Origin of the sequence: Nonomuraea sp. NPDC049646 (genome assembly GCF_044465525.1) — a bacterium.
In the GTDB taxonomy this organism is placed as follows: domain Bacteria; phylum Actinomycetota; class Actinomycetes; order Streptosporangiales; family Streptosporangiaceae; genus Nonomuraea.
Genome location: NZ_JBITLU010000004.1, coordinates 535,387 through 559,074, shown reverse-complemented (window position 1 = coordinate 559,074; position 23,688 = coordinate 535,387). Strand labels below are relative to the sequence as shown.

Sequence of the window (23,688 nt, the reverse complement as noted above, 5' to 3'; positions counted from 1 at the left end):
GTGACCGCCTACCGGGTGACCGCCTACCGGGTGGCCTCGGCGCGGGCCTCGCTCGGGGTCAGGCCGTACCGGGCGCGGAAGAGGCGGGCGAAGTGGGCCTGGCTGGAGAAGCCCCACCGGTGGGCCACGTCGGCGATCGTGGTCTCCGGCGCGCGCGGCCCGGTCAGCTCGGCGTGCGCCCGGACCAGCCGCCGCTCCACGATGTGCCGGGCGGGCGAGCGTCCGGTGGACTCGAAGATGCGCGCCAGGTGCCGCACGGAGATGCCCATGACCCCGGCCACCTGCGCCGCCCCCAGGCAGGGGTCGTGCAGGTGCCGGTCGATGTAGTCCTCGGCGACGATGAGCTGCGACCGGTAGGCGTCCGGCCCGGGACGCCCGCCCGTGCGCTCCTCGGCGAGCTGCCTGAGCAGGTCGAGCACGGCCCGCTCGGCCTCGGCCGGGTCGGGCGCGGACCGCAGGGCGGCCAGGCCGCCGATCATCGAGCGCAGCGCGGCCACGAGCGCGCCCTCCCGAGCCGTCGCCCTGCCGAACACCATCGGCCCCGGCAGCCCGCCCGCCACGCACGCCTGCGCGAACAGCTCGCGTGGGACGTCCACCAGGATCTGCCGCATCGAGGAGGAGAACCCGAACAGGTACGGCCGGCGCGTGTCGTAGACGACCAGCTCGCCCGCCGTGGCCGCCAGGCAGCCGTTCTCGTGCAGGAACACCGCCTCGCCCTTGAGCAGCAGGGTCGCGAACACCGAGTCCTTCGGCGTGGACCTGACGGTCTGCGGGCTGCGCTCGATCGCGTGGGCGTTCCCGGCGATCTCGGCCAGCCGCAGCCCGGCCAGCTCGATGTTGGTCTGCCTGGCCAGCAGGCCCTGCTCGGAGTACGACGTGCACGACAGGCCCACCAGCGCCCTGCGGTTGTAGTCCTCCCAGAAGTGGATGCGCTCGGCGGGTTCGACGTGCTCGGTCGTGGCCTGGGAGATCACGGAGACGGCGGGCAAGGCGACCCTCCTCGCGTTCGTGCCGGTCAGGGGACACACAGCTTAAGTGAGATGTCACACAGCCAGATAGCCTCCGTCCACGGGGACGACCGCCCCGGTGACGTACGACGCGGCCGGCGAGCACAGGAACGCCACCACCGAGGCGACCTCGCGCGGCCTGCCGAGCCGCCCGCCGGGGATGCGGGCCAGCACCTGCGCCAGGGCCGGCGGGTCGTCGAGCACGCCGCGGGCCAGCGGGGTGACCACGAAGCCGGGGGCGACGGCGTTGACCCTGATGCCGTCGGCGGCGTACTCGGCCGCCAGCGACTTCGTGAGCTGGGAGACGCCGCCCTTGCTTGCGCTGTAGGCGGGCCGGTCCCTGCTGCCGGAGAAGGCGAACATGGAGGAGACGTTCACGATCGCGCCGCCGTGCTCGGCCAGCGCCGGGCGGGCGGCCTGGCAGGCGACCATGGTGGCGGTCAGGTTGACCTCGATGACGCGCTGCCAGCGGGCCAGGTCGTACTCCTCGCGGTCGTGGCTGACGCCCGCGCAGTTGACCAGCGCGTCGAGCGGATCGCCGGCCGACAGCAGCCGGGCCAGACCGCCCCGGTCGAGCACGTCGTGCTCCACCACCCGGACCAGCGGGTGCGCGGGCAGCTCGGCCGGGTCGGCGGGCGGCAGGCCGAGCGCGGTCACGGCGGCGCCCAGCTCGGCGAGGAGCACGGCGGTCGCCGCGCCGATGCCGGAGGTGCCGCCGGTCACGAACGCGTGCCGCCCGGCGAACAGCCCGGGTGCCAGTCCGTCGGTCACCGGAGCCGCCCCCCGTCCCGAGAGGGTCGCACCAGCACCTTGACCTGGTCCTCGCCGCGCAGCAGCGCCTCGAACCCGTCGCGCACCACGTGCTCCAGCGGGATGGTCGCGGTGACGATCGCGGCCAGGTCCGCGCCCTCCTCGGCGACCATGCGGATCAGCTCGGGATAGGCGTCGCGGTAGCCGACGCTGGTCACGATCGTCTGCTCGTTGTTGACCAGGGCGAAGGCGTCGAGGGAGACCGTGCCGGTCAGCCCGAGGAACACCACCCGGCCGCCGCGTCTGGTGGCGGCCAGGCAGGCGCGCAGCGTGTCCTCCGAGCCGACGGCCTCGAAGACGACGTCCGCGCCCTCCCCGCCGACCGCCGCGGCCAGCCCGTCGCCCGCCGCCGTCTCCGCGCCCAGGCGGCGGGCCAGCTCCAGACGGGCGGGCGAGCGGTCGGCGGCCACCACGCGGCCCGCGCCGGCCCGCGCCGCGAAGCGGGCCACGAGCAGGCCGATCGGGCCGAGCCCGAGGACCGCGACGGTGTCGCCGGGGCGGATCCCGGCCCGCCGCACCGCGTGCAGGGCCACGGCCGCGGGCTCGAACACCGCCGCCTGCTCCAGCGGCACCGACTCGGGCAGCCGGTGCAGCATGTACGCGGGCACCGTCGCCCGTTCGGCGAGCCCGCCGTGCCCCATCAGCCCGGCGAACCCGAAATGGCGGCAGATGTTGTACTCCCCCGCCAGGCAGCGCGGGCAGTTCCCGCACCGGTAGTGCGGCTCAACCGCGACCCGGTCGCCCACGGCCAGGCCGGTCACGCCCGCGCCGAGGCCGGTGACCGTGCCGCAGAACTCGTGGCCGAGGACGAGCGGCGCGCGCACGCCGGACTCCGGATGCGGCTCGCCCACGGGGATGGCGTGCGGGCCGTCGGCGTACTCGTGCAGGTCGCTGCCGCAGATCCCGCAGTACGCCACCGCGATGGCGGCCTCACCGGGGCCGGGCTCGCGCACGGGGACGTCCTCGACCCGCACGTCCTTGGCCCCGTGCCAGACCGCGGCCCTCACGCGGCCGCCCTGCGCAGCACGGCGGGGGCCGTCTCCTTCAGGGCGAAGGCGAGCCCCACCACGACCAGCGCGCCGCCGGCGGCGATGAACATCGCGGCCTGCAACCCCCACTGGTCGGAGGCCCAACCGGCGACCATCGGGCCCAGGAAGCCGCCCGCCAGCTCGCCCACGCCCATGATCACGCCGAGCGCGGTGGCCAGCGCGCCGCGCGGCACGGTCTCGGCCGGGATGGTGGCCATGAACAGCGTGAAGCAGCCGAGCCCGGTGTAGGTGACGATCATGATCGCGCCGAGCAGCACCGGGCTCTCGACGTAGACCACGGCCAGCGGGCAGAACACCGCGAGCGCGGTGAAGCCGATCAGCGCGGGCTTGCGTCCCAGCCGGTCGGAGATGGCCGGGGTGGCGAAGCCCCAGAGCACCCAGGCCACGCCCAGGCACGTCATGACGCCGCTCATCGTGCCCGGCCCGAAGCCCTTCACCTGGGTCAGGTACGTCGGCGTGAAGGTGATGATGGTGACGAACCACGTCAGGTAGCAGCAGGCGATGAGCATGCAGACGACGATGTTGCGCAGCTTCAGCACCTCGCCCAGCGGCACCCTCGGCTCCTTGGCGGGCGCCCCGGCCGCCGTCCGCGGCGACCGCTCGCGGACGAACTTGGCGATCAGCAGGGCCATCACCAGGCCCGGCATGATCGTGACGTAGAAGGCGACCCGCCAGTCGTAGGTCTCGGCGATCCACACCACGACCAGCGGCGCGAGGATGCCGCCGAGCAGCCCGGCCGACGAGCCCTGCAGCAGGCCCATGTTGAAGCCCCTGCGGCGTTCCCGGCTGGCCTCGACCATGAGCGACTGCGCCATCGGCAGCACGGCGCCCTCGGCCGTGCCCATCAGCGCGCGGGCGGCCAGCAGCCCGGCGAACCCGCCCATCAGCCCCGACGAGGCCGAGAACAGCGAGAACAGCACCACGGCCACGACCAGGATGGGCTTGCGCCTGCCGAGCATGTCGGACAGGCGGCCGGCGAACATCCCGGCCAGCGCCCAGGTGAGGGCGAGCACGCCGGACAGCGTGCCGAGCTCGGCGTTGGACAGGCCGAAGTCCCGGTCCATGTACGGCGCCAGGAACGACAGCGCCTGCCGGTCGAAGAAGACGAAGCCGAAGGACAGGAAGAGGATGACGAGAAGGCGGTTCTCGTACCGGTCGGCGGCCCTGGTGTCCGGCGCGACCGCGATGTCGGTCATGACGCTCTCATTTCGGGGGATGCGGCGGGGGATGCGGCGGGGCGGCGGTCAGCGGAACAGGGAGTTGACGTAGTCGGCGCCGATGCCGACCTTCTCGTAGTGCTCGCGGCACATCTTGATGTAGTCGTGCACGTCGAAGAAGCCGTCGGGGTCGCCGTTCTCGTCCAGCCAGACCAGCGGGCCCTTGACGATGAAGAACGTCTTCATCGGCTCGCCGCTGTCGTAGGCGACCAGCGTGTGGCCCTCGCCAGGGGCCTCGTAGACGAAGTCGCCGGCGGTGGCCGTCCAGGGGCGTTCCAGGTAGCCCCACTTGCCGGAGATCGTGTACGCGAACACCTCGTGCGGGTGGTAGTGCCGGTTGACCAGCCCGGCCTCCTTGGCCCGCAGGATGTCGGCCCAGCTGTTGTCCTTGACGTTGATCCACAGCGGACGGGAGCCGACGGTCTCGGTGAACGGCACGTAGTACCGGTCGTCGTCGGTGGCCACCTTGGACAGGTACACCTCGGGCAGCGCGTCCGGCCGGAAGGAGTTCTCGATCGGCCGCAGGTCCTTCCAGAACTCGCCGGTGGGGTTGTCGGGCATCTGAACGGCCCCTTTCGTGTCGTGTTCCCGGCAGTGAATCCCGGCGGGACCGACACCGTCTTTCCCCAGGTGGACGTGGCGGCTTGCAGATTCAGGACATGCGGACGGGCTCGCCCGGCTCAGGCGCCCAGGTCGCGCACCACGTTGTCCAGCCGCACGGCGAGGTCGTCGAGGGCCTGGCCGTCCGTCGTGGCGCCGTCGGGGAGCTGGGCCATGACGTCCTCGCGGCTGGCGATCACCAGCCCCCGGTGGGCGTCGTCGATCTCGGCGGCCCGCAGCACGACGCAGTCGCCCCGGACGAACACCAGCGTCGCGTCGGCGTGCTCCGACTCCAGCAGCCTGCGGACACAGTCACGGTCGATGAGAGACATCTCGGCTCCTCTTCCCCTCAGCGGGCGTGTACCCCCACAGACAGGGCGAAACCCCAGGTGGCCGCCCTGCCCGCGCTAGCCGAAGGTGGGCGGGCCGCCGTCGTCGCGGGCCCGCCGCCGCGCGAACACCACCAGGTACGCGGCGGCGGCCACCGCCAGGATCGCCGGCGGCAGCGCCAGCGGCAGCCGTCCGGCCAGCACCGCGAGCACCGCCAGCACGACCCCGGCGAGCAGCAGCAGCGCGGCGGCCAGCAGGCGCAGGCCGAGCGCGTTCGACGGCGGCGGCTTGCGCGGCCAGTCCCCCTCGCCGCCGCCGTGCACGCCGGGCACGCCGGTGTCGCTCACCACGCCTGAGCGGCTGATCTCGTCCGGGGGCGGCGGCTCGCGCAGCACCGGAGCGAAGAACTCGTCCTCGGGATCGTCGTCTCGCCGGTTCATGAGGGTGACCCCTACCCAGGATTCCGGCCGCTCCCACGAGTGAACGGCGGGGCACCGGGAAGGGCTGTTGCTGGCGGTAGCGAGCCGCTCACCTGCGTGAACGAGGACTGAGGACATGACGACGACGCCGCATCCAGCATCGGGGGACGAGCAGCACACCCTGCGCGATGCCGTGAGGACGGACATCGAGAACGTCGAGGAGCCCGCCCGGCTGCTCCGCGTGAGCGCGATGGCCCGCAGCCTGCTGGAGGAGGCCAAGGGGGTGCACCTGGAGGAGCGCGCCAGGGAGCGCATGCACCGCATCTACGAGCAGGCCATCCAGGAGGTCGCCGGGGCGGTCGCGCCCGAGCTGCGCGACGAGCTGGAACGCCTGCGGCCCACCCCCAACGGCGGGACGCCGACGGAGATGGAGATCCGGGTCATGCAGGGGCAGCTCGTGGGCTGGCTGGAGGGCGTCTTCCAGGGCATCCAGGCCGGGCTCCAGCTCCAGCAGGCCGCCGCCCGCCAGCAGCAGCTCGGCCTGCACGCCGGCCGCGCCCTCCCCCGCGCCGACGGCGTCCGCGCCCCGGGCGAGGGCAACTACCTCTAGGACGCCGGCAGGCCGGGCGGTCAGCGGGAGGGGCTCCATTCGGGCCGCCAGCCGGGGCGCAGGCGGTAGCCGTAGGCCAGGTGACGCAGCGTCTGGCAGGGGGAGCCGGCCGCCTCGCCGCACAGCGGGCAGACGGCGACCCCGCTGTCACCGGTGTCCCGGGTGTCCCCGGCCGACAGCGGCGGGGTGTGCTCGTTCAGCAGTGCCAGCTCGGCGCCGCAGCGGGCGATCGCGTCGGCCGGGTCGTGCAGGGCGATGTGGATCGCCTCGACCGGGTGGAGCAGGTCGTCGTCGTGGAAGCCGACGCGGGTGACCGTCCGCCCGCCGCCGAACTCCAGCCGCCGCGCGCCGCCCGCGCCCTGGCGTACCGGGGCGGCGGCCGGGCCGGTGGCCGTGAGGTAGCGCCAGGGGCCGGCGCCCGCCGCCTCCGCGGTGGCCTTGTCGGCCTCGATCTGCGTGCGCAGCCACTGGACCAGCGTGGCGCCGTCGGTGTCGGAGACGCCCTCGGCGCCGTCCAGCTCGCGCAGGAACGGGGTGACCGCCGCGTTCAGCTCGGCGACGAACGCCTCCAGCGACGCCTGGGCGTCGTCCAGGTTGGGCAGGCCCTCGGCGCGCGGCCGGGTGGGCGTCGGCAGTCGGCTCCCGGACAGGGGGATGCGCAGCTCCAGCGTGCTCAGGACGGTCGGCGTGCCCTCCGCGCCGGCCGCGTACGGCTGCTCGCCCTGGCGCCGCCAGCTCGACCAGCCGTCCGGCAGCGGGACGGGCGGCGGCGCGGCGAGCTCGACCACGGCCAGCGGGTCGCGGCCGTCCTCGGCCCGGTGGCAGGCCGCGTCCAGGACCCGGGGGTGGGTGCGCACGTACGGCGAGTCGGCGACCGGCCGGGTGGCGACCTCCCAGGCGGCCAGCGCGAAGTGCAGCGGGTCCAGCGTGACGCCGCTCGCGCCCGGCTCCCCGCCCGTGGCCGCGAACGCGTGCCGCCATCTGCGCAGCTGTTCGCCGTAGTGCTCCTGCGTCCCGCCGTGCCCGGCGTCGATCCAGAACGCCTGCGTCGCGGTGCGAACCGTGCTCTTCATGCCAGAACTCCCTTTAATCCCCTATCGTGCTTTCTGCCCGGTATCGCGGGAGACCAACGCCTCCGGACGGCCCTCCGTTAGCGCTGTGACCTGCGGGGTAGGCCACGGCCAGCGGGAAGTGCGAGCGAGGGGGATTGTGGTCATGCGCACGACTGCTTTTCGGGGCATCAGCTCCTTCAACGGGGAATCGCGGCAACCGGCTCCGCGGCGCATCCAGATCGTGCACACGGAGTCGCGGAGGCGGTCGCACCCGTTCGTCGCGGCCGTGCTCGGCGCCTGCGCCGGGGCCGCGGTGACGTACCTGCTGGATCCGGACCGGGGCCGGACGCGCCGCGCCCGCGTGCGGGACAAGGGCTCGCACGCCACCCACGAGGTGCGCGACGGCCTGGGCGTGCTCGGCCGCGACCTGTCCAACCGGGGCCGCGGGTCGGCCGCGGCGGCCAGGTACCGCCTGACCGGCGGCTCGGCCGACGACCGCGTCCTGCACGAACGCGTACGCGCCGAACTGGGCCGCCACATCAGCCACCCGCACGCCGTCGAGGTGGACGTGCGCGAGCGCGTCGTGACGCTCTCCGGCGACGTGCTCGCGGGCGAGGACGAGCGCGCCCGCCAGAAGGTGCGCCGCATCCCGGGCGTCAAGCGGGTGGAGACCAACTGGCACGTGCACAGGGACGGCACCGACGCGCCGCGGCTGCAGGGCCAGGGCCGCCGCCGCAAGGCGGTGCCCGAGCTGCTGCAGCAGCGCTGGTCGCCGTCGGCCAGGCTGGTCGCGGGCGGGGCGGCGGCCTCGATCTGGGCGGTCACCGGCAAGCTGCCCAGGCCGCTGTCCTGGCTCACCCGCTGCGCCGCCTCCGCGCTGGCCGTGCGGGCGGCGACGAACCTGCCGCTGCGCCGCCTCACCGGCGTCAACGCCGGTCGCGAGGCGATCGACGTCAACGCGGCCGTCTCGATCGCGGCGCCGGTGGCGGCCGTGTGGCCGCTGGTGAGCGACTACTCGCTGTTCCCGCGCTTCATGCCGGACGTCGAGGAGGTCCGGCTGTCGGCCGACGAGCAGCGCTCCCACTGGGTGATCAGGGGCCCGGCCGGGACGCGCATCCGCTTCACCGCCACCGAGACCAAGCGCGAGGAGGGCGCGGAGATCGCCTGGAAGTCCGGCGACGGCGAGCTCATCGCCCACACCGGCGTGCTGCGCGTGGACGCCCAGGCCGACGGCCGGACGCGCGTCCAGGTGCACCTGTGCTACAACCCCATCGCGGGGGCGGCCGGGCACGCCATCGCCGGGCTGCTCGGCGCGCATCCCGCGCGCAAGCTGCGGCAGGATCTGGTGCGGCTGAAGGAGCACGTCGAGAGCCAGGTGCAGCCGGCCGCGCCGTCCCTGCTCTGACCGGCTCCGGCCGCACTCCGGCCGCACTCCGGCCGCACTCCGGCCGCCGGACGGCCACGCGCGACGGGGGTTCGCGCGTGGCCCGTACGCTGGCGTGATATCGATCCCGATATCACCGGATGGCCGATATCGGTCTTGGACGCCGGCTTTCGTCCTGTGCTGTCATGTCCGGGCCTGCCCCTGTTCCCGCCCGGAGGTGCTCCCGCATGCCCAATCGCCTGTCGAACGTCGCCCGGCTCACGGTCGCGGCGATGTCGGCCGGGTTGCTGACCGCCGCGATCACGCTGCCCGCCGTCGGCGGCACCGGCACGCTGGTCGTCTCCGCCACCGAGCAGCTGAACCTCAAGCCGGTGGCGCTGGTCGAGCCGCCCCTCGCGCAGACCTCCACCGTGTACGACGCCCGCGGCAACGTGATCGCCCGCTTCTACGACCAGAACCGCGAGATCGTCCGCCTGGACCAGATCTCCGAGGTGATGCGGACGGCGGTCGTCGCCATCGAGGACGACCGGTTCTACGAGCACGGCGCGATCGACATGGAGGGCACGCTGCGCGCCCTGGTCAAGAACCTCAGTTCCGACCGGCTCAGCCAGGGCGGTTCGAGCATCACCCAGCAGTACGTCAAGCAGGTGCTGCTCAACGCGGCCGACACCGAGCAGGACAAGAACAAGGCCCTGGAGGCCAGCTACGCCCGCAAGCTCAAGGAGCTGCGCTACGCGATGGGCGTCGAGCGGAAGTACGGCAAGGACGAGATCCTGCGCCGCTACCTCAACATCGCCTACTTCGGCGCGGGGGCCAACGGCGTGCAGGCCGCGGCCAGGCGGTTCTTCGGCGTCCCGGCCTCCCGGCTCGACCTGGCCCAGGCCGCCACGCTGGCGGGCGCCGTGCAGGACCCGAACACGACCGACCCGAGCCGCGGCAAGAAGGCCCGCGCGCTGCTGCTGGCCCGGCGGAACGTGGTGCTCGACCGGATGGCCGAGCTGGGCAGGATCACGCCGGAGCAGGCGGCCGCGGCCAAGGCGAGGAAGCTGGGGTTCAAGGACGTCCGGCTGCCCAACGGCTGCGGCGACAGCGATTACCCGTACTTCTGCGAGTACGTCCGGCACGAGCTGCTGGCCAACCCGGCCTTCGGCGGCACCCGGCGGGCCAGGGAACGCGCCTTCGCGCAGGGCGGTCTGAAGATCTACACCACGCTCGACCCGAAGGCCCAGGCCGCCGCCGACCGGGCGATCAGGAAGCACGTCAGCGCCACCGACAACGCCCTGGCCGCCGAGGCGCTGGTCGAGCCGGGCACCGGCGCGATCAGGGCGATGGCCGCCAGCCGCGGCTACGGCTCCTCGGCCAGGAAGAAGCAGATCTCCTTCAACGCGGTGGCCGACGCGCGGCACGGCGGGCTGATCGGCTTCCAGGCCGGCTCGACGTTCAAGACGTTCACCCTGGTCGAGGCGCTCAAGCAGGGCATGAAGGTGGACGACGGCATCACCGTGGGCAACGGCTACAACGCCCCCTCCGCCGCCGCCTTCAAGAACTGCGCCGGCGCCGGCGTCGGCGACCCGTCCTGGACGGTCACCAACGACGAGGGCTCCCCCGGTTTCAAGACCCTGCGGACCGGCACGTGGGGCTCGGTGAACACGTTCTTCATGGCGCTGGAGCAGCGGGTGGGGCTGTGCCGGACGGTGGAGACGGCCAAGTCGCTCGGGATCGCCCGCGCCGACGGCCGCAAGCTCCAGGAGTACGAGACGTTCACGCTCGGCATCAACGAGACCGACCCGGTGACGGTCGCCACCGCGTACGCCGCCATCGCCGCCCGGGGCCGGTACTGCGCGCCGATGGCCATCACCAGGATCACCGACGCCGCCACCGGCCGGCCGTCCTCGTACCGGCCGTCGTGCCGGCAGGCGCTCGACCCCGGCGTCGCCGACGCGACCGCGCACATCCTGTCGGGCGTGTTCACCAAGGGCACGATGAGCCGCGTCGGCGGCATCGGCCGCCCGGCCGCGGGCAAGACCGGCACCACCGACGGGTACGCCACCGCGTGGTTCGCCGGGTTCACCCCGGACCTGGCGGGCGCGGTCAGCATCGGCGACCCGCGCGGCTCGCAGCGGTACAAGCTGGTGAACACCACGATCGGCGGCCGGTACTTCTCCATCGTGGCCGGCGCCTCGCTGCCGGGGCCGATCTGGAACGACACGATGAGGGCGGCGCTGAAGGGCGTGCCCGCCACGCGGTTCACGCCGATCGACACCGGGCGCTTCGGCGGGTGCGGCGACGCCTGCGCGCCCGCCCGTCCCGACCGGGAGGCCGACCGTCCCGACGCGGGCGAGACCGGCCTCGGGGAGCCGGCCCTCGACGACCAGGGCGCGGGCCGAACGCCCTGAGCGGGCGCGCCGGCCGGTTCCACGGCGCCCGGTCCATAACCCCGACGGGTGACTCAAGAGCTATACGACAGGCGGCGCGACGCGACCGTACCCTCGATGAGTCCGCACATCTCCGCCTCACGAGGGACGGTTTCGCCATGCCCAAGGCACGGACGTTCGGCCGGACACATCTGGCGCTCTGCCTCGCGCTCGCCGCCGGGGTCGCCGCCATCGGCGTGAGCGCGGTGGCCGACGCCACCGCCGCGCGCCAGGGCGACCCGCGGCCCGTGGTCATCCGCGACGCGCGCGGCGTCGCGGTCGGGCGGCTCAGCATCCTGCGCGAGGGCTTCGGGACGGCGCGCGTCTCGGTCTCGGTCAAGGGCCTGACGCCGGGGTTCCACGGCTTCCACATCCACACGACGGGCCTGTGCGACCCGAAGGCCGTCGATCCCGCGACCGGGCAGGTCTCCCCCTTCTTCACCGCCGGAGGCCACCTCGACCTGGCCGGCGCCGTCCACCCGGGGCACTCGGGCGACCTGCCGCCGCTGCTGGTCGGCAAGGACGGGTCGGGCGCCGCGTCGGTCGTCACCGACCGGTTCGGCCTGCGCGAGCTGACCGACGCCGACGGCAGCGCGGTCATCGTGCACGCCCTCCCCGACAACCTGGCCAACATCCCCGCCCGCTACGCCCCCGACGGCCCCGACGAGGCCACCCACCGCACGGGCGACGCGGGCGGCCGCACGGCCTGCGGCGTGATCAAGTGACGCGACGCGCGTGAGCCCGCGCCGCCTGCGGTGTGATCAGGTGACGCGACGCGCGTGAGCCCGCGCCGCCCGCGGTGCGATCAGGCCGCGGGCGACGCGCCTGAGGCCCCGCCGTGGGTGGGCGGGGGTGGGCGGCTAGTCTCGTGCCGTAACGCCGCCGACCTGGGGAGTTCCCGTCATGATCTTCATCACCGCGAAGTTCCGCGTCCTGCCGGAGCACGCCGACCGCTGGCCGGAGATCTCGGCCGAGTTCACCGAGGCCACCCGCGCCGAGCCGGGCTGCCTGTGGTTCGACTGGTCGCGCAGCCTCGACGACCCGGCCGAGTACGTCCTCGTCGAGGCGTTCCGCGACGACGCGGCCGGGGCGGCGCACGTGACGTCGGCGCACTTCAAGCAGGCCCAGCAGGTGCTGCCCGGCTACCTGGCCGAGACGCCGCGCATCGTCAACGCGAACGTCCCGCAGGACGACTGGTCGCCGCTCGGCGAGATGGCCGTCCCCGAGCGCGGCTGACCGCTCAGGGCCGCAGCACCAGCGCCGGGTCCAGCACCAGGGTGGCGACCGCCGGCGCGAGGAACACGATCGCCAGGTAGAACTGCGGCGAGCGGTCGGCCACGCGCAGGTGCGTGCAGAGGGCGCAGACGTAGGAGAGGACGAGCCCGGCCGCGGCCGCCGTCCCCGCCAGGGGCACGCCCAGCAGGCCGAGCGCCAGCCCCGCCGCGCCGGCCGCCTTCAGCGTGCCGATCGGCCAGACCAGCCACGACCGGGGCACCCCGGTCCGGACGGTGTCGGCCGGTCAGCCCTGCGCCCGCCCGCCGGACGCCCGGCCTCCGGCGGGGTGGTCCTGGGGCTGACGGGCGGGCGAACGGCCTTCGCCCGGCTGGTCCTGGCGGGCGAAGGCCGGGGCGTGGGCGGCGGCCCAGTCGGCGAAGGTTCGGGGCGGGCGGCCGAGCAGCGCGGCCGCGTCCCCGGTGACCGGGTGCTGGGGGCGCGTGGCATACCTGGCGTAACGGGCCAGCAGGGCGCGGACGAACGGCTCCGGCAGACCGCCCGCGACCAGGCCCCGCTCAGCGTCCTCCGGCGGGATCTCCTCGAAGCGCAGCGGCCGGCCGATCGCCTCGCCGAGCACGGCCACCATCGCGGCGTGCGTCAGCGACTCGGGCCCGGTCAGTTCGAGCCGGCGTCCGGCGTGGCCGCCGAGCAGCGTCGTGGCGGCGATCTCGACCAGGTCCCGCTCGTCGATCGGCACCTCCTGGAAGCCCGCGTGCACGTACCGGACGACGTCCCCGGCCCGGATCTGGGGCGCCCACGCCTGGAGGGCGTTCCCGGCGAAGGAGGCGGCGCGCAGGCTGGTCCACTCCAGGCCGTTGTCCACGGCGGCGGCCTCGGCCTCCTTGTTCCGGTCGCCGCGGAAGCGGGAGGGCTGCTCGTCGAGGGGCTCGTCGACGTTCATCGCCGACAGGGCCACCACCCGCCGCGCCCCGCGCTCGGCGGCACGGGCGAGCAGGCCGGGCGCCCCGTCGCCGATGGCGCGCGGGTGCAGGAAGACGGCGGTGACGCCGTCCAGGTGGCCGGCGAGGGTCTCGGGGCGGGCCGGGTCCCCCTCGACGGCCTCGGCCCCGGCGGGCAGGCGCACCCCGGCCGCCGATCGGGTGACGGCGCGCACCTTGGCCCCCCGGGCGGTGAGCAGTTCGACCAGCGGGCGTCCGAACGTCCCGGTGGCGCCGGTGACGAGAATCATGTCGTTCATGCCCTCTGAGAGGAACCCGGGACGGGAAGTGTGACATGACCCTGACCGGGCCCCGGAGACCCGCCGACAAGGGGTGCTTTATCCGGATCGGAGCGCTGGGCGGCTACTCTGCGGCCCATGCACACCCAGTCACTCGCCCCCGGTCCGGCCCTCGGCCCCAGGCTCATCAGAGCCGAGATCCTCGTCGTGCTGTCGGTCTCGCTCGGCGCCAGCGCGGTGTTGTCGCTGGTCCGGCTGATCGGCTCGCTGACCGCGCCCAAGGAGCTGAAGGGGCAGCACGCCGTGCTGGTCGGCTCGCTGGCCCCCGGGCGGCCGTGGCTGGACCTGACGTTGCAGCTCGTGGACATCGCGATCTCGGTGGCGCCGGTGGCGCTGGTGGCGTACCTGCTGGTGCGGTCGGGCGAGTCGTTGCGGACGATCGGGGTGGACCTGCGCGAGCCGGGCCGCGACACGTTGCGCGGCGCGCTGCTCGCCGCCGCCATCGGCGGCACGGGGCTGGCCTTCTACCTGGCGGTCTACGCGCTGGGCGTCAACCTGACGGTGGTGCCGGGACAGTTGCCGGAGGTGTGGTGGCGGGTGCCGGTGCTGCTGCTGGCCGCCGCGCAGAACGGCGTGCTGGAGGAGGTGCTGGTCAGCGGCTACCTGCTGCACCGGCTGGACCAGGCGGGCTGGAGGCCGTGGCGCGCGGTGATCGTGTCGTCGGTGTTGCGGGGGTCGTACCACCTGTATCAGGGGTTCGGGGGGTTCGTCGGCAACGTGGTGATGGGGCTGGTGTTCGGGCGGCTGTACCAGCGGTGGGGGCGCGCGATGCCGCTGGTGATCGCGCACACGCTGATCGACGTGGTGGCCTTCGTCGGGTACGCCGCCCTGCACGGCCGGGTGAGCTGGCTCCCCTGACGACCGCTTGCAAGCCGTTTGCGTAAATATCGCAAGAAATCGATAGCCGGTCGAAGCTCGACAACAACGTTACGAAACTCCTTCGCAGGAGCCTTGTGTCGCGGGGTCGTGGGGTCCTACTGTCACCTCACCCCCCGAGAGAATCGAGCTTCGGATGTCAGGCACGAGCACATCCCGGAGGGTCGTGGCGGTGCTCGCCGCGGCTCTCGGCCTCCCCCTCGCCTCGCTCGCCGTCCCCGCGCAGGCCGCCGCGCAGGCCGCCGCGCAGGCCGCCGCCCAAGCCGCCGCGGCGACGGGGCCCGTGGTCACCAGGGCCGCCCTCGACCCCGCGCTGGTCGCCGGCCGGGGCGCGCGCGTCGGCTTCGCCGAGCAGGAGGCCGAGAACGCCCCGACGGACGGCACGGTCATCGGCCCCGACCGCTCGGCGTACACGCTGCCCGCCGAGGCGTCCGGGCGGCGGGCGGTCCGGCTGACGCCCGGCCGGCACGTCGAGTTCACCCTGCCGGCCGCGGCCAACGCCGTCACGGTCCGCTACAGCATCCCCGACGCGCCCGCGGGCGGCGGCATCACCGCGCCGCTCGACGTCGCGGTCAACGGCCGCCACCGGGCCACCATGACGCTGACCTCGCAGTACTCCTGGCTGTACAACCAGTACCCGTTCACCGACGACCCCGGCGCCGACCTGCTGCACCCCGACTGGTGGATCACCGAGTGCTCCTGCGTGCCCAGCGCCACCACCCCGGCCCCGGCGATCGCCAAGCCGTTCCGGCCCAGTCACTTCTACGACGAGCAGCGCCTGCTGCTCGGGCGCACCTACCGGGCGGGCGACCGGATCCGGCTGACGGCGGGCGCCGGAGCCGCCTGGACGGTCATCGACCTGCTCGACTCCGAGCTCGTCGCCCCGCCGCGGATCGAGCCGGTCGCGGCGAACGTGCTGGCCTTCGGCGCCGACCCGTCCGGGCGCCGCGAGTCGTCGGCCGCCTTCGACCGGGCCGTCGCCTTCGCCAGGCGCGCCCATCTCAAGGTGTACGTCCCGCCCGGCACGTACCAGGTCAACCGGCATATCGTCGTGGACGACGTGACGATCACCGGCGCCGGCAGCTGGTACACGATCATCAAGGGCCGCGAGGTCGCCCTGGACGCCCCGGCGCCCGACGGGTCCGTCCACACCGGTGTCGGCTTCTACGGCAAGGACGCCGCGGACGGCGGCAGCCGCAATGTGCACCTGTCCGGGTTCGCCATCGAGGGCGACGTCCGCGAGCGCGTGGACACCGACCAGGTCAACGGCATCGGCGGCGCGATGAGCGACTTCACGATCGAGGGCCTGTACCTCCACCACACCAAGGTCGGCATCTGGTTCGACGGCCCGATGAGCGGCACCCGCGTCACCGGCAACGTGATCGCCGACCAGATCGCCGACGGGCTCAACCTGCACACCGGCGTCACCGGCACGGTCGTGTCGGACAACTTCGTCCGCAACTCCGGCGACGACGGCCTGGCGATGTGGTCGGAGCGGGCGGCGGACGCGCGCAACACGTTCGACCACAACACGGTCCAGACGCCGGTGCTGGCCAACGGCATCGCGATCTACGGCGGCACGGACAACACGGTCTCGGCCAACCTGATCGCCGACCCCGTCCGCGAGGGCAGCGCCCTGCAGGTCGGCTCCCGCTTCGGCGCCGAGCCGTTCACCGGCCGCCTGGACATCACCGGCAACACCACCGTGCGGGCCGGCACGTACGAGCTGAACTGGAAGATCGGCCTCGGCGCCATCTGGTTCTACGCCCTGGAGCGGGACATCGACGCCGACATCCGGGTGACCGGCGACCACTACCTGGACAACACCTACAACGCCGTCATGCTGGTCGCCGACTGGCCCGTCAAGGACCTCTACTCCATCACCGGCCTGCGCTTCAAGGACGTCCGGGTGGACGGCACGGGCACCTCGGTGCTCAGCGCCCGCGCCGCCGGCTCGGCCGCCTTCGAGAACGTGGACGCCCGCAACGTGGGCGCGGTCCCGGTGAACAACTGCGGCACCTTCCACTTCACCCCGGACGGCTCGGAGTTCGCGCTGACGGATGGCGGCGGCAACGACGGCTGGCTCGCCCCCTGGCTCCTGCCCAACACCCTCACCTGCGACGACCGCCCTCCAGCCGTCCCCCCACCGGCCCCCGCCCCCTGGTGAGACGGCCGCGTTAGGCGCCGGGGTGCGGGGCAGGGGGACGGCATGAGCGACAGCTACGACCGGGTCGCCGTTGTGACGGGCGGCGACTCCGGCATCGGCAAGGCCACCGCCGTGCTGCTGGCCGAGCACGGGTTCGACGTGGGGATCACCTACCACGAGGACGAGGACGGCGCCCGGGAGACCGCCGCGCTGGTCCGGGACGCGGGCAAGGCGGCGGCCGTGCGCCGCCACGACCTGACCGACCCGGTACGCGCCGCGCACGTCGTCGACGAACTGGCCGGGGATCTGGGCGGGCTCGGCGTGCTGGTCAACAACGCCGGCACCGGGTCGTCGGAGCCGCTGCTCGACATGGACTACGAGCGCTGGCGCTCGGTCCTGGCGGTGGACCTGGACGGGCCGTTCCTGTGCGCGCAGCGGGCGGCCCGGCGGATGGTCGCCGAGGGGCGCGGCGGCCGGATCGTGAACGTCACCAGCGTGCACGAGGAGTACCCGAGGGTGGGGGCGGGGCCGTACTGCGCGGCCAAGGGCGGGTTGAAGCTGCTCAGCCGGGTGCTGGCGCTGGAGCTGGCCGCGCACGGCATCACGGTGAACACGGTCGCGCCCGGCGAGATCGCCACGCCGATGACCGGGCAGGAGGACCGGCCGCCGCGGGCCGGGAGCCGTCCGGGGTACCCGATCCCGCGGCCGGGCGACGCCCGGGAGGTGGCCGCGGTCATCGCCTTCCTGGCCTCGCCGGCCGCCTCGTACATGACGGGCTCGTCGGTGTTCGTGGACGGCGGCCTGGTCACGATGGGACCGCAGGCGGCGGGGGCGCTCCAGTCCGGCGACTGGCGTTGACCCCGCGCCCCCGCCCGCCCGCTCCCACCCGGGCCCCCGCCCTCAGGCGAGTGGCACCACCGCCCTCAGACAGCGGCCCACGCCCTCAGGCGGGGCCCGGCGTCCTTCAGGCGGGGGCCCGGCGTGCCTCAGGCGGGGGCCGGGTGGCCGACCGCGAGGGCTGCGGCCACCTGCGGGGCGACGCGCTCCGCCCAGCGGCCCAGGAGCTCCTCCAGCCCGGGCGGCCGCGACTCCAGTGCGGGCAGCCGCGGCTCCCGTACGGCGAGCTGGGACTCCAGCACCGCGAGCCCCGGCGTCGGCACGGTCGCGCCCAGCTCCACCAGCAGCGGCCGCAGGTGCACCTCGACCGCCAGCGCGTGCTTCGGATCACCCATGACCAGCAGCGGCAACGCCACCACCCCGGCCAGCGCCTCCGGCCGCAACCGGTCGAGGAACGCCTTCAGCAGCCCGGTGTACGTGCCCTTGTAGGTGGGGCTGGCCACCACCAGCACCCGCGCCTCGGCGACCAGCTCCAGCGCCACCTCGACGCCGGGCGCGGGCCCGGGGGCGAGCAGGTGCGGCCCGAGCGCCGACAGGTCGATCACGTCGTGCACGCCGGGAAGGCCGAGCCGCCGCGCGACGGCCTCGGCGGCCTCCACGGCCACGGTCCGCGTCCTGGAGCCCTCGCGGGGGTTGCCGACCAGCGCGACGACGCTCATCCGGCCACCGCCGCCGCCAGCCCGGCGGCGTACCGGGAGACGGGCCGGGTCAGGCCGTAGTTGTCGCGGAGGGTACGGCCCTCGTACTCGTACCGGAACAGGCCCCTGACCTGCAGCTCCGGCACGACGTGGTCCACGAAGTCGGACAGGCCCGACGGGAGCAGCGGCGGCATGATGTTGAAGCCGTCGGCGGCCCCGGTGAAGAACCACTCCTGGAGCTGGTCGGCGATCTGCTCGGGCGTCCCGGCGACCACGCGGTGGCCGCGGCCGCCGGCCAGCCGGTTGAGCAGTTGCCTGACCGTCAGGCGCTCCCGCCTGGCCAGGTCGATGACGAGCTTGCGCCGGCTCTGCGCGCCCTCGGTCTCGACGGCCACGTCCGGCAGCGGCCGGTCGAGGTCGTCCTCGGTCAGCTCGATGCCGGTCAGGTGGGAGAGCTGGGCCAGGCCGTAGGCGGGGATGATCAGGTCTTCGAGCTCCTTCTCCAGGTGCAGCGCCTCCCGTTCGGTCGAGCCGATGATCGGCGAGATGCCCGGCAGGACGAGCACGTCGCCGGGCTGCCTGCCGTGGGCGGCCACCCGCCGCTTGAGGTCGCTGTAGAACTCCTGGCCCTCCTCCAGGGTCTGCTGGGCGGTGAAGACGGCCTCGGCGTGCCGGGCGGCGAACTCCTTGCCGTCCTCCGACGACCCGGCCTGCACCAGCAGCGGACGGCCCTGCGGGGAACGGGAGGTGTTCAGCGGCCCCCGGACGGCGAAGTGGCGGCCGATGTGCTCGACAGGATGGATCTTGCCGGCGTCGGCGTAGTGGCCGCCGGCGCGGTCGCCCAGGATGGCGTCGTCCTCCCAGCTGTCCCAGAGCTTGCCGGCGACCTCCAGGAACTCGTCGGCCCTGGCGTAGCGGGCGGCGTGCGTGGGGCGTTCGACGCCGAAGTTGAGCGCCTCGGCCTCGCTGGCGGAGGTGACGATGTTCCAGCCGGCCCGTCCGCCGCTGATGTGGTCGAGGGAGGCGAACTTGCGCGCCACGTGGAAGGGCTCGTTGTACGTCGTGGAGACGGTCGCGATCAGGCCGATGTGGTCGGTCACCGAGGCGAGCGCGGCCAGCAGCGTGAGCGGCTCCAGCCCGCCGAGCGCGTTGTGCCGGACGTCGCCCTGCAGCGCCACGCCGTCGGCGAGGAAGAGCGAGTCGAGCCTGCCGCGCTCGGCGATCCTGGCCAGCTCCTGGTAGTGGCGGACGTCGGTCAGGCGGCTCGGCTCGGTGCGGGGGTGCCGCCAGGCGGCCTCGTGATGGCCGACGCCCATGAGGAAGGCGTTCAGGTGGAGCTTTCTCGTCACGTGGTCCTCCAGGTGGAGAAGCGGCGCTCGACGCCGATCAGGAGCAGGTTGAACAGCAGGCCGACCACGGAGATCGTGATGATGCCGGCGTACATGTCGGGGATGCGGAAGCTGGACTGGGCGTCGAGGATGAGGTAGCCGAGCCCGGCCTTGGCGCCGACCATCTCGGCGAACAGCAGGACGAGGATCGAGTACGCGCCCGCCAGGCGCACCCCCGTGAAGATGGCGGGCACGGCGGCCGGCAGGATCACCTTCTGGAACAGCCGCACCGGGCCGAGGCCCATCGACCGGGCCGACTTGATCAGCAGCGGTTCGACGGTCTTCACGCCGCTGACGGTGTTGAGCAGGATGGGCCAGGAGCAGGCGTACAGGACGAACGCCACCTTCGTCGTCTCGCCGATGCCGAGGATGAGCGTGAAGACCGGCAGCAGCGCGACCGCCGAGGTGTTGCGGAACACCTCCAGCAGCGGCGTGAGGAAGTCGGCGACGGGCTTGTACCAGCCGATCAGCAGCCCGAGCGGGATGGCCAGCACGATCGCCAGCCCGAACCCGGACAGCGAGCGCGCCAGCGACGCCCCCAGGTGCTCCGGGAGCCGGCCCGTGAGCAGCAGGTCCGCGCCGGCGGCCAGGCTCTCCGACAGCGGGGGCACGAACACGGGGTCCACCACGCCGAGGCGGGGCAGCGCCTCCCAGGCGGCCAGGAGCAGCAGGATCGCGGCCGAGTTCCGCCCCGCCCGCCGCACCGCCCCGCCCGCGCGTCGCACCGGCCCGCCCGTCCGTCTCCGCGCCGCGGGTGACGCCTTCTTCCGGTCCTCCCCCTCGGTGGGCCGGACGGCGGCGGGCTCGTCCCCGGTCGCGGGGCCGTGGTGGTGATGGGGGCCGGGCTCGTCGTGGGGGTCGGGGTCGTCGTCGGGGAGGTCGTACCAGTGGACGTCGCCCTCGGGCCGCGTGTCGGCGCGGGCGTCAGTCATGCCGGATCGCCGCCTTCCGCTCCTGCACCTGCGCCGCGGCGACCTCGTCGCGCAGCAGCCCCCACACGTGGTGCCGGTACTCGCCGAAGCGCGGATCGGCCCGCAGGTCGCCTTCGCGCGAGTCGAAGTCCACCTCGATGATCTCCTTGATCCGGCCCGGCCTGGAGGTCATCACGGCGACGCGTTGCCCCAGGTAGACGGCCTCGTCGATGCCGTGCGTGATGAACACGACGGTCTTGCGGGTGTGCTGCCAGATGCGCAGCAGCTCCTCCTGGAGCGACTCGCGGGTCTGCGCGTCGAGCGCGGCGAAGGGCTCGTCCATCAGCAGGACGTCGGGGTCGAAGGCCAGGCTGCGGGCGATGGCGACGCGCTGGCGCATGCCGCCCGACAGCTCGTGCGGGTAGCGGTCCTCGAAGCCGGACAGGCCGACCAGTTCCAGGTGCCGCCGCGCCCGTTCCGTACGCTCGGCCCTGGGCACGCCCTTTGCCTCCAGCCCGAAGGCCACGTTGGCCAGCGCGGTGCGCCAGGGGAACAGCGCGTACTGCTGGAAGACGATCCCCCGGTCGAGGCCGGGCCCGGTGACGGGCGCGCCGTTGACCACGATCTGGCCCGACGTCGGCTCGGCGAGGCCCGCGACCAGGTCGAGGAGGGTGGACTTGCCGCAACCGCTCGGCCCGACGAGCGTGAGGAACTCCCCTTCGCGGACGTCCAGGTCGATCCCGGACAGGGCGGTGAACGGCTCGCCCGCGTCCCTGACCGTGAACTCCTTGGAGACGTTCCGGATGCCGATCTTCGTCTGGACGCCGGTCTCGCTGATCGTGGCGGTCATGAGCCGCTCCCGTTCGCGTAGGGGTTGAACTCGTTGGTGTAGAGGTCGGTGGCCTTGACCTGGCCAGGACGGATCTCGCCCTCGCGCTGGAGCCAGTCGATCCACCGCTGGAACTCCCGGCTGTCGATGACACCGCCCTTGCCCGCGATGCCGGTGCTCTTCCAGAGCTTCACGACGTCGGTGCTCTCGTTGCGTCCGCGCTTGGCGATGATCTGCTCGAACTTGGCGACGACCTCCTCGCGCGGGCGGGTCTGCGCCCAGGCGATGGCCTTGGCGAAGCCGGCGACGAAGGTCCTGACGGTGCCGGGGTTCCTGGCGATGAAGTCCTCGCGCAGCACGACGGCCCCGGCCGTGAACGGCCCGAACAGCTCGACGTCGGTGAACAGCGGACGCAGCCCGCCGCGTTCGAGCGCCTTGTCCTTGAGCACGCCGCCGAGCGTGCCGACGTCGAGCTGCCCCTGCCGCAGCGCCTGCTCGGTGTTGACCGGCGGGATGACCACGAGCTGGACCTGCTCGATCTCGGCCGGCGTCAGCCCCTGACGCTTGAGATACTCCTTGATCACCGCCTCGTGGTGGGCGCCGAGGGTGTTGACGCCGATCTTCTTGCCGATGAGGTCGCGGGCGGTCCTGATGGGGCTGTCGTCCTTGACGTAGTAGCCGTTGAACGACTTCTCGTCCGAGCCGTAGTAGCCGATCACCGCCTTGATCGGGGCCTTGGCCGCCTTGAGCTTGATGACGGCGCCGTCGAAGGCGCCGCCGAAGTCGGTCTGACCGGTGGCCGCGGACTGGATGTCCTGCGGCCCCGAGGTGGTGTTGCCCACCCACTTGAGCTTGACGTCGCCGAGGTAGCCGAGCTCCGCGGCCAGTTCGGGGAAGGTGACGGTGCCCGCGCTGCCCTGGTAGCGAAGCTCCTTCACCTCCGGTTCGCCGGGTCTCGCCGAGCCCTCGGCCGCGCCGCAGCCGGCGGTCACGGTCGCGAGCAGCACGGCGAGGAGTGCACGTCTGATGTTGATCACGATGAGTTCCTCTGGGGAGAACTGCGCAGGGGGTTGGGAGGTCTGCCGGAGGTGCGTGATCAGCGACACTGCGCGCTGGCGACGTGGCCGTGGTCCACGTGCGGGCGCCGGGTCAGGTAGAGGCCCTGGCTCATGCCTACGAAGGTACGGAACCCAGGACGCTAAGTCAACATTTCCTACTGGCTTTACATGAAACTCGGGGAACGGTTCCCTTCCGGAAACGACGGTCCCCACTTGCGCGGTTTGATGATCTACTCTGGCGGGAATCCGGCACGGGGATGAACGAGCTCGGGCACCGAGCTTCGTCGCAGCCCCGGGAGCTGATCAGCGTGGGCGAAGCCGAATGGCCCGCAGATCTCGATGTGGGAAGACTGCTGGAGTCGGGGTGGCGGCCCACCCCGTTCAGGCAGTTCATACTCAAGCTCCACAGCCGCTGCAACCTCGCGTGCGACTACTGCTACATGTACGAGATGGCCGACCAGAGCTGGCGCCGCCAGCCACGCCGCATGTCCGGCCCGACCATCGACCGCGTGGCCGCCCGCATCGCCGAGCACGCCGAGGCCAACGGCCTGGACAGCGTCGAGGTGATCCTGCACGGCGGCGAGCCCCTGCTGGTCGGCGTCGACCACATGCGCTATGCGCTGACCGCCCTGCGCTCGGCGCTGCCGTCCGGCGTCGAGCTGGTGGCCCGCGTGCAGACCAACGGCGTCCAGCTCAACGAGGGCTTCCTGAGCCTGTTCGCCGATCTGGACGTCTACGTGGGCGTCAGCCTCGACGGCGACAAGGAGGGGCACGACCGCCACCGCCGCAACGCCTCCGGCCGGGGCAGCTACGAGCAGGTGCGGGCCGGCATCGAACGCCTGACGACGCCCGCCTACCGCCACCTGTTCGGCGGCCTGCTGTGCACCCTCGACCTGGCCAACGACCCGGTCACGACCTACGAGGCGCTGCTCCGGTTCCGCCCGCCGGTGCTGGACTTCCTGCTGCCGCACGGCAACTGGACGACTCCCCCGCCCGGCTGGTCGGCCGCCGGCTCGCCCTACGGCGACTGGCTGGTGGCCGTCTTCGACCGCTGGTACCGGGCGCCCGAGCGGGAGACCCAGATCCGCATGTTCAGCCAGATCATCCGGCTGGTCTGCGGGCGGCCGTCCAGGAGCGAGGGGATCGGCCTATCGCCGGTGGCGGTCGTGGTCATCGAGACCGACGGCAGCATCGAACAGGTCGACACGCTCAAGTCCGCCTACGACGGAGCGGCCGGCACGCTGCTGCACACCTTCCGCGACTCCTTCGACGCGGCGCTGCTCCTGCCCTCCATCGCGGCCCGGCAGATCGGCGCGCGGGCGCTGTCGGACGAGTGCGCCGCCTGCGAACTGGCCAGGATCTGCGGCGGCGGGCTCTATCCCCACCGGTACCGGCCAGGCAGCGGATTCCGGAACCCGTCGGTCTACTGCCGCGACCTGTACCGGCTGATCAGCCACATCCGGCGGACCGTGACCGACGACGTGGCCGACCTGACCAGAGCCGACCCGCGCACCCCCGAGCTCCTCGCGCCCGGGGGGTGA

General features: G+C 73.3%; 24 protein-coding genes. 9 read left to right on the top strand and 15 right to left on the bottom strand.

From position 1 onward, the window contains the following. Positions 1-23 precede the first annotated feature (23 nt). The 7 genes from ACIBQ8_RS15045 to ACIBQ8_RS15015 all read right to left on the bottom strand — a co-directional run bounded on the left by ACIBQ8_RS15045 (position 24) and on the right by ACIBQ8_RS15015 (position 5,453). A complete protein-coding gene (locus ACIBQ8_RS15045; protein ID WP_397175897.1) occupies positions 24-989 on the bottom strand; it encodes a helix-turn-helix domain-containing protein in 966 nt (321 codons plus the stop codon). A gap of 54 nt (positions 990-1,043) precedes the next feature. Then, positions 1,044-1,778: an SDR family NAD(P)-dependent oxidoreductase gene (locus ACIBQ8_RS15040; protein WP_364336828.1), complete on the bottom strand. Its 735-nt coding sequence runs from the start codon at positions 1,776-1,778 to the stop codon at positions 1,044-1,046. After that, complete coding sequence (locus ACIBQ8_RS15035) at positions 1,775-2,824, bottom strand: 2,3-butanediol dehydrogenase (RefSeq protein ID WP_397192183.1); 1,050 nt, start codon at positions 2,822-2,824, stop codon at positions 1,775-1,777. Before ACIBQ8_RS15035 ends, ACIBQ8_RS15040 begins: the two co-directional genes overlap by 4 nt. Continuing rightward, positions 2,821-4,062: an MFS transporter gene (locus ACIBQ8_RS15030; protein WP_397192182.1), complete on the bottom strand. Its 1,242-nt coding sequence runs from the start codon at positions 4,060-4,062 to the stop codon at positions 2,821-2,823. Before ACIBQ8_RS15030 ends, ACIBQ8_RS15035 begins: the two co-directional genes overlap by 4 nt. Positions 4,063-4,110: 48 nt before the next feature. Next, complete coding sequence (locus ACIBQ8_RS15025; RefSeq protein ID WP_352324601.1) at positions 4,111-4,644, bottom strand: 2,4'-dihydroxyacetophenone dioxygenase family protein; 534 nt, start codon at positions 4,642-4,644, stop codon at positions 4,111-4,113. Positions 4,645-4,763: 119 nt separating this feature from the next. Further along, positions 4,764-5,015 carry a hypothetical protein gene (locus ACIBQ8_RS15020; RefSeq protein WP_397175890.1) on the bottom strand — a complete coding sequence of 84 codons (252 nt, stop codon included), beginning with the start codon at positions 5,013-5,015 and terminating at the stop codon, positions 4,764-4,766. Positions 5,016-5,090: 75 nt separating this feature from the next. After that, positions 5,091-5,453 (bottom strand): hypothetical protein, encoded by a 363-nt coding sequence (locus ACIBQ8_RS15015; RefSeq protein WP_397192181.1) that lies wholly within the window; start codon positions 5,451-5,453, stop codon positions 5,091-5,093. A 115-nt stretch (positions 5,454-5,568) separates the two neighbouring features. Here ACIBQ8_RS15015 and ACIBQ8_RS15010 point away from each other — a divergent pair, with 115 nt between their 5' ends. Then, positions 5,569-6,042 (top strand): proteasome activator, encoded by a 474-nt coding sequence (locus ACIBQ8_RS15010; protein WP_397175887.1) that lies wholly within the window; start codon positions 5,569-5,571, stop codon positions 6,040-6,042. A 20-nt stretch (positions 6,043-6,062) separates the two neighbouring features. On the opposite strand, the gene ACIBQ8_RS15005 is transcribed toward ACIBQ8_RS15010, so the two are convergent. After that, on the bottom strand, positions 6,063-7,115 hold the full coding sequence (locus ACIBQ8_RS15005) for a DUF6221 family protein (RefSeq protein ID WP_397192180.1): 1,053 nt from the start codon (positions 7,113-7,115) through the stop codon (positions 6,063-6,065). 220 nt (positions 7,116-7,335) lie between these two features. Here ACIBQ8_RS15005 and ACIBQ8_RS15000 point away from each other — a divergent pair, with 220 nt between their 5' ends. From ACIBQ8_RS15000 to ACIBQ8_RS14985, 4 genes are all read left to right on the top strand, one after another. Beyond that, entirely contained in the window at positions 7,336-8,499 is a 1,164-nt protein-coding gene (locus ACIBQ8_RS15000) for an SRPBCC family protein (protein WP_397192179.1), read from the top strand. Between the two features lie 206 nt (positions 8,500-8,705). Beyond that, positions 8,706-10,874, top strand: coding sequence for a transglycosylase domain-containing protein (locus ACIBQ8_RS14995; RefSeq protein WP_397192178.1), 2,169 nt, complete (start codon positions 8,706-8,708; stop codon positions 10,872-10,874). 137 nt (positions 10,875-11,011) lie between these two features. Further along, positions 11,012-11,617, top strand: a complete 606-nt coding sequence (locus ACIBQ8_RS14990; protein WP_397175880.1) for a superoxide dismutase family protein — start codon at positions 11,012-11,014, stop codon at positions 11,615-11,617. Between the two features lie 178 nt (positions 11,618-11,795). Next, a complete protein-coding gene (locus ACIBQ8_RS14985) occupies positions 11,796-12,128 on the top strand; it encodes a putative quinol monooxygenase (protein WP_397175879.1) in 333 nt (110 codons plus the stop codon). 4 nt (positions 12,129-12,132) lie between these two features. On the opposite strand, the gene ACIBQ8_RS14980 is transcribed toward ACIBQ8_RS14985, so the two are convergent. After that, the gene (locus ACIBQ8_RS14980) at positions 12,133-12,387 is read right to left on the bottom strand and encodes a DoxX family protein (protein ID WP_397192177.1); all 255 of its coding nucleotides are present in this window, start codon (positions 12,385-12,387) and stop codon (positions 12,133-12,135) included. 24 nt (positions 12,388-12,411) lie between these two features. After that, positions 12,412-13,365, bottom strand: a complete 954-nt coding sequence (locus tag ACIBQ8_RS14975) for an NAD(P)H-binding protein (protein ID WP_397192176.1) — start codon at positions 13,363-13,365, stop codon at positions 12,412-12,414. A 117-nt stretch (positions 13,366-13,482) separates the two neighbouring features. Between ACIBQ8_RS14975 and ACIBQ8_RS14970 the strand changes: the two genes are divergently transcribed. The 3 genes from ACIBQ8_RS14970 to ACIBQ8_RS14960 all read left to right on the top strand — a co-directional run bounded on the left by ACIBQ8_RS14970 (position 13,483) and on the right by ACIBQ8_RS14960 (position 17,284). Then, positions 13,483-14,262 (top strand): CPBP family intramembrane glutamic endopeptidase, encoded by a 780-nt coding sequence (locus ACIBQ8_RS14970; protein ID WP_397175874.1) that lies wholly within the window; start codon positions 13,483-13,485, stop codon positions 14,260-14,262. A gap of 190 nt (positions 14,263-14,452) precedes the next feature. Further along, positions 14,453-16,447, top strand: a complete 1,995-nt coding sequence (locus ACIBQ8_RS14965; protein ID WP_397192175.1) for a glycosyl hydrolase family 28-related protein — start codon at positions 14,453-14,455, stop codon at positions 16,445-16,447. 42 nt (positions 16,448-16,489) lie between these two features. Continuing rightward, entirely contained in the window at positions 16,490-17,284 is a 795-nt protein-coding gene (locus ACIBQ8_RS14960; protein WP_397175870.1) for an SDR family oxidoreductase, read from the top strand. Between the two features lie 128 nt (positions 17,285-17,412). On the opposite strand, the gene ACIBQ8_RS14955 is transcribed toward ACIBQ8_RS14960, so the two are convergent. The 5 genes from ACIBQ8_RS14955 to ACIBQ8_RS14935 are packed head-to-tail and all read right to left on the bottom strand — an operon-like array spanning position 17,413 to position 22,126. Next, positions 17,413-17,982 (bottom strand): NADPH-dependent FMN reductase, encoded by a 570-nt coding sequence (locus tag ACIBQ8_RS14955; protein WP_397192174.1) that lies wholly within the window; start codon positions 17,980-17,982, stop codon positions 17,413-17,415. Further along, positions 17,979-19,310: an LLM class flavin-dependent oxidoreductase gene (locus ACIBQ8_RS14950; protein ID WP_397175866.1), complete on the bottom strand. Its 1,332-nt coding sequence runs from the start codon at positions 19,308-19,310 to the stop codon at positions 17,979-17,981. The genes ACIBQ8_RS14955 and ACIBQ8_RS14950 overlap by 4 nt, the downstream gene beginning before the upstream one ends. Then, the gene (locus tag ACIBQ8_RS14945; protein WP_397175864.1) at positions 19,307-20,281 is read right to left on the bottom strand and encodes an ABC transporter permease; all 975 of its coding nucleotides are present in this window, start codon (positions 20,279-20,281) and stop codon (positions 19,307-19,309) included. The genes ACIBQ8_RS14950 and ACIBQ8_RS14945 overlap by 4 nt, the downstream gene beginning before the upstream one ends. Next, positions 20,274-21,110 carry an ABC transporter ATP-binding protein gene (locus ACIBQ8_RS14940; protein WP_397175862.1) on the bottom strand — a complete coding sequence of 279 codons (837 nt, stop codon included), beginning with the start codon at positions 21,108-21,110 and terminating at the stop codon, positions 20,274-20,276. The genes ACIBQ8_RS14945 and ACIBQ8_RS14940 overlap by 8 nt, the downstream gene beginning before the upstream one ends. Further along, positions 21,107-22,126 carry an ABC transporter substrate-binding protein gene (locus tag ACIBQ8_RS14935; protein ID WP_397192173.1) on the bottom strand — a complete coding sequence of 340 codons (1,020 nt, stop codon included), beginning with the start codon at positions 22,124-22,126 and terminating at the stop codon, positions 21,107-21,109. Before ACIBQ8_RS14935 ends, ACIBQ8_RS14940 begins: the two co-directional genes overlap by 4 nt. Positions 22,127-22,488: 362 nt before the next feature. Here ACIBQ8_RS14935 and ACIBQ8_RS14930 point away from each other — a divergent pair, with 362 nt between their 5' ends. Next, on the top strand, positions 22,489-23,688 hold the full coding sequence (locus tag ACIBQ8_RS14930; RefSeq protein WP_397192172.1) for an FxsB family cyclophane-forming radical SAM/SPASM peptide maturase: 1,200 nt from the start codon (positions 22,489-22,491) through the stop codon (positions 23,686-23,688).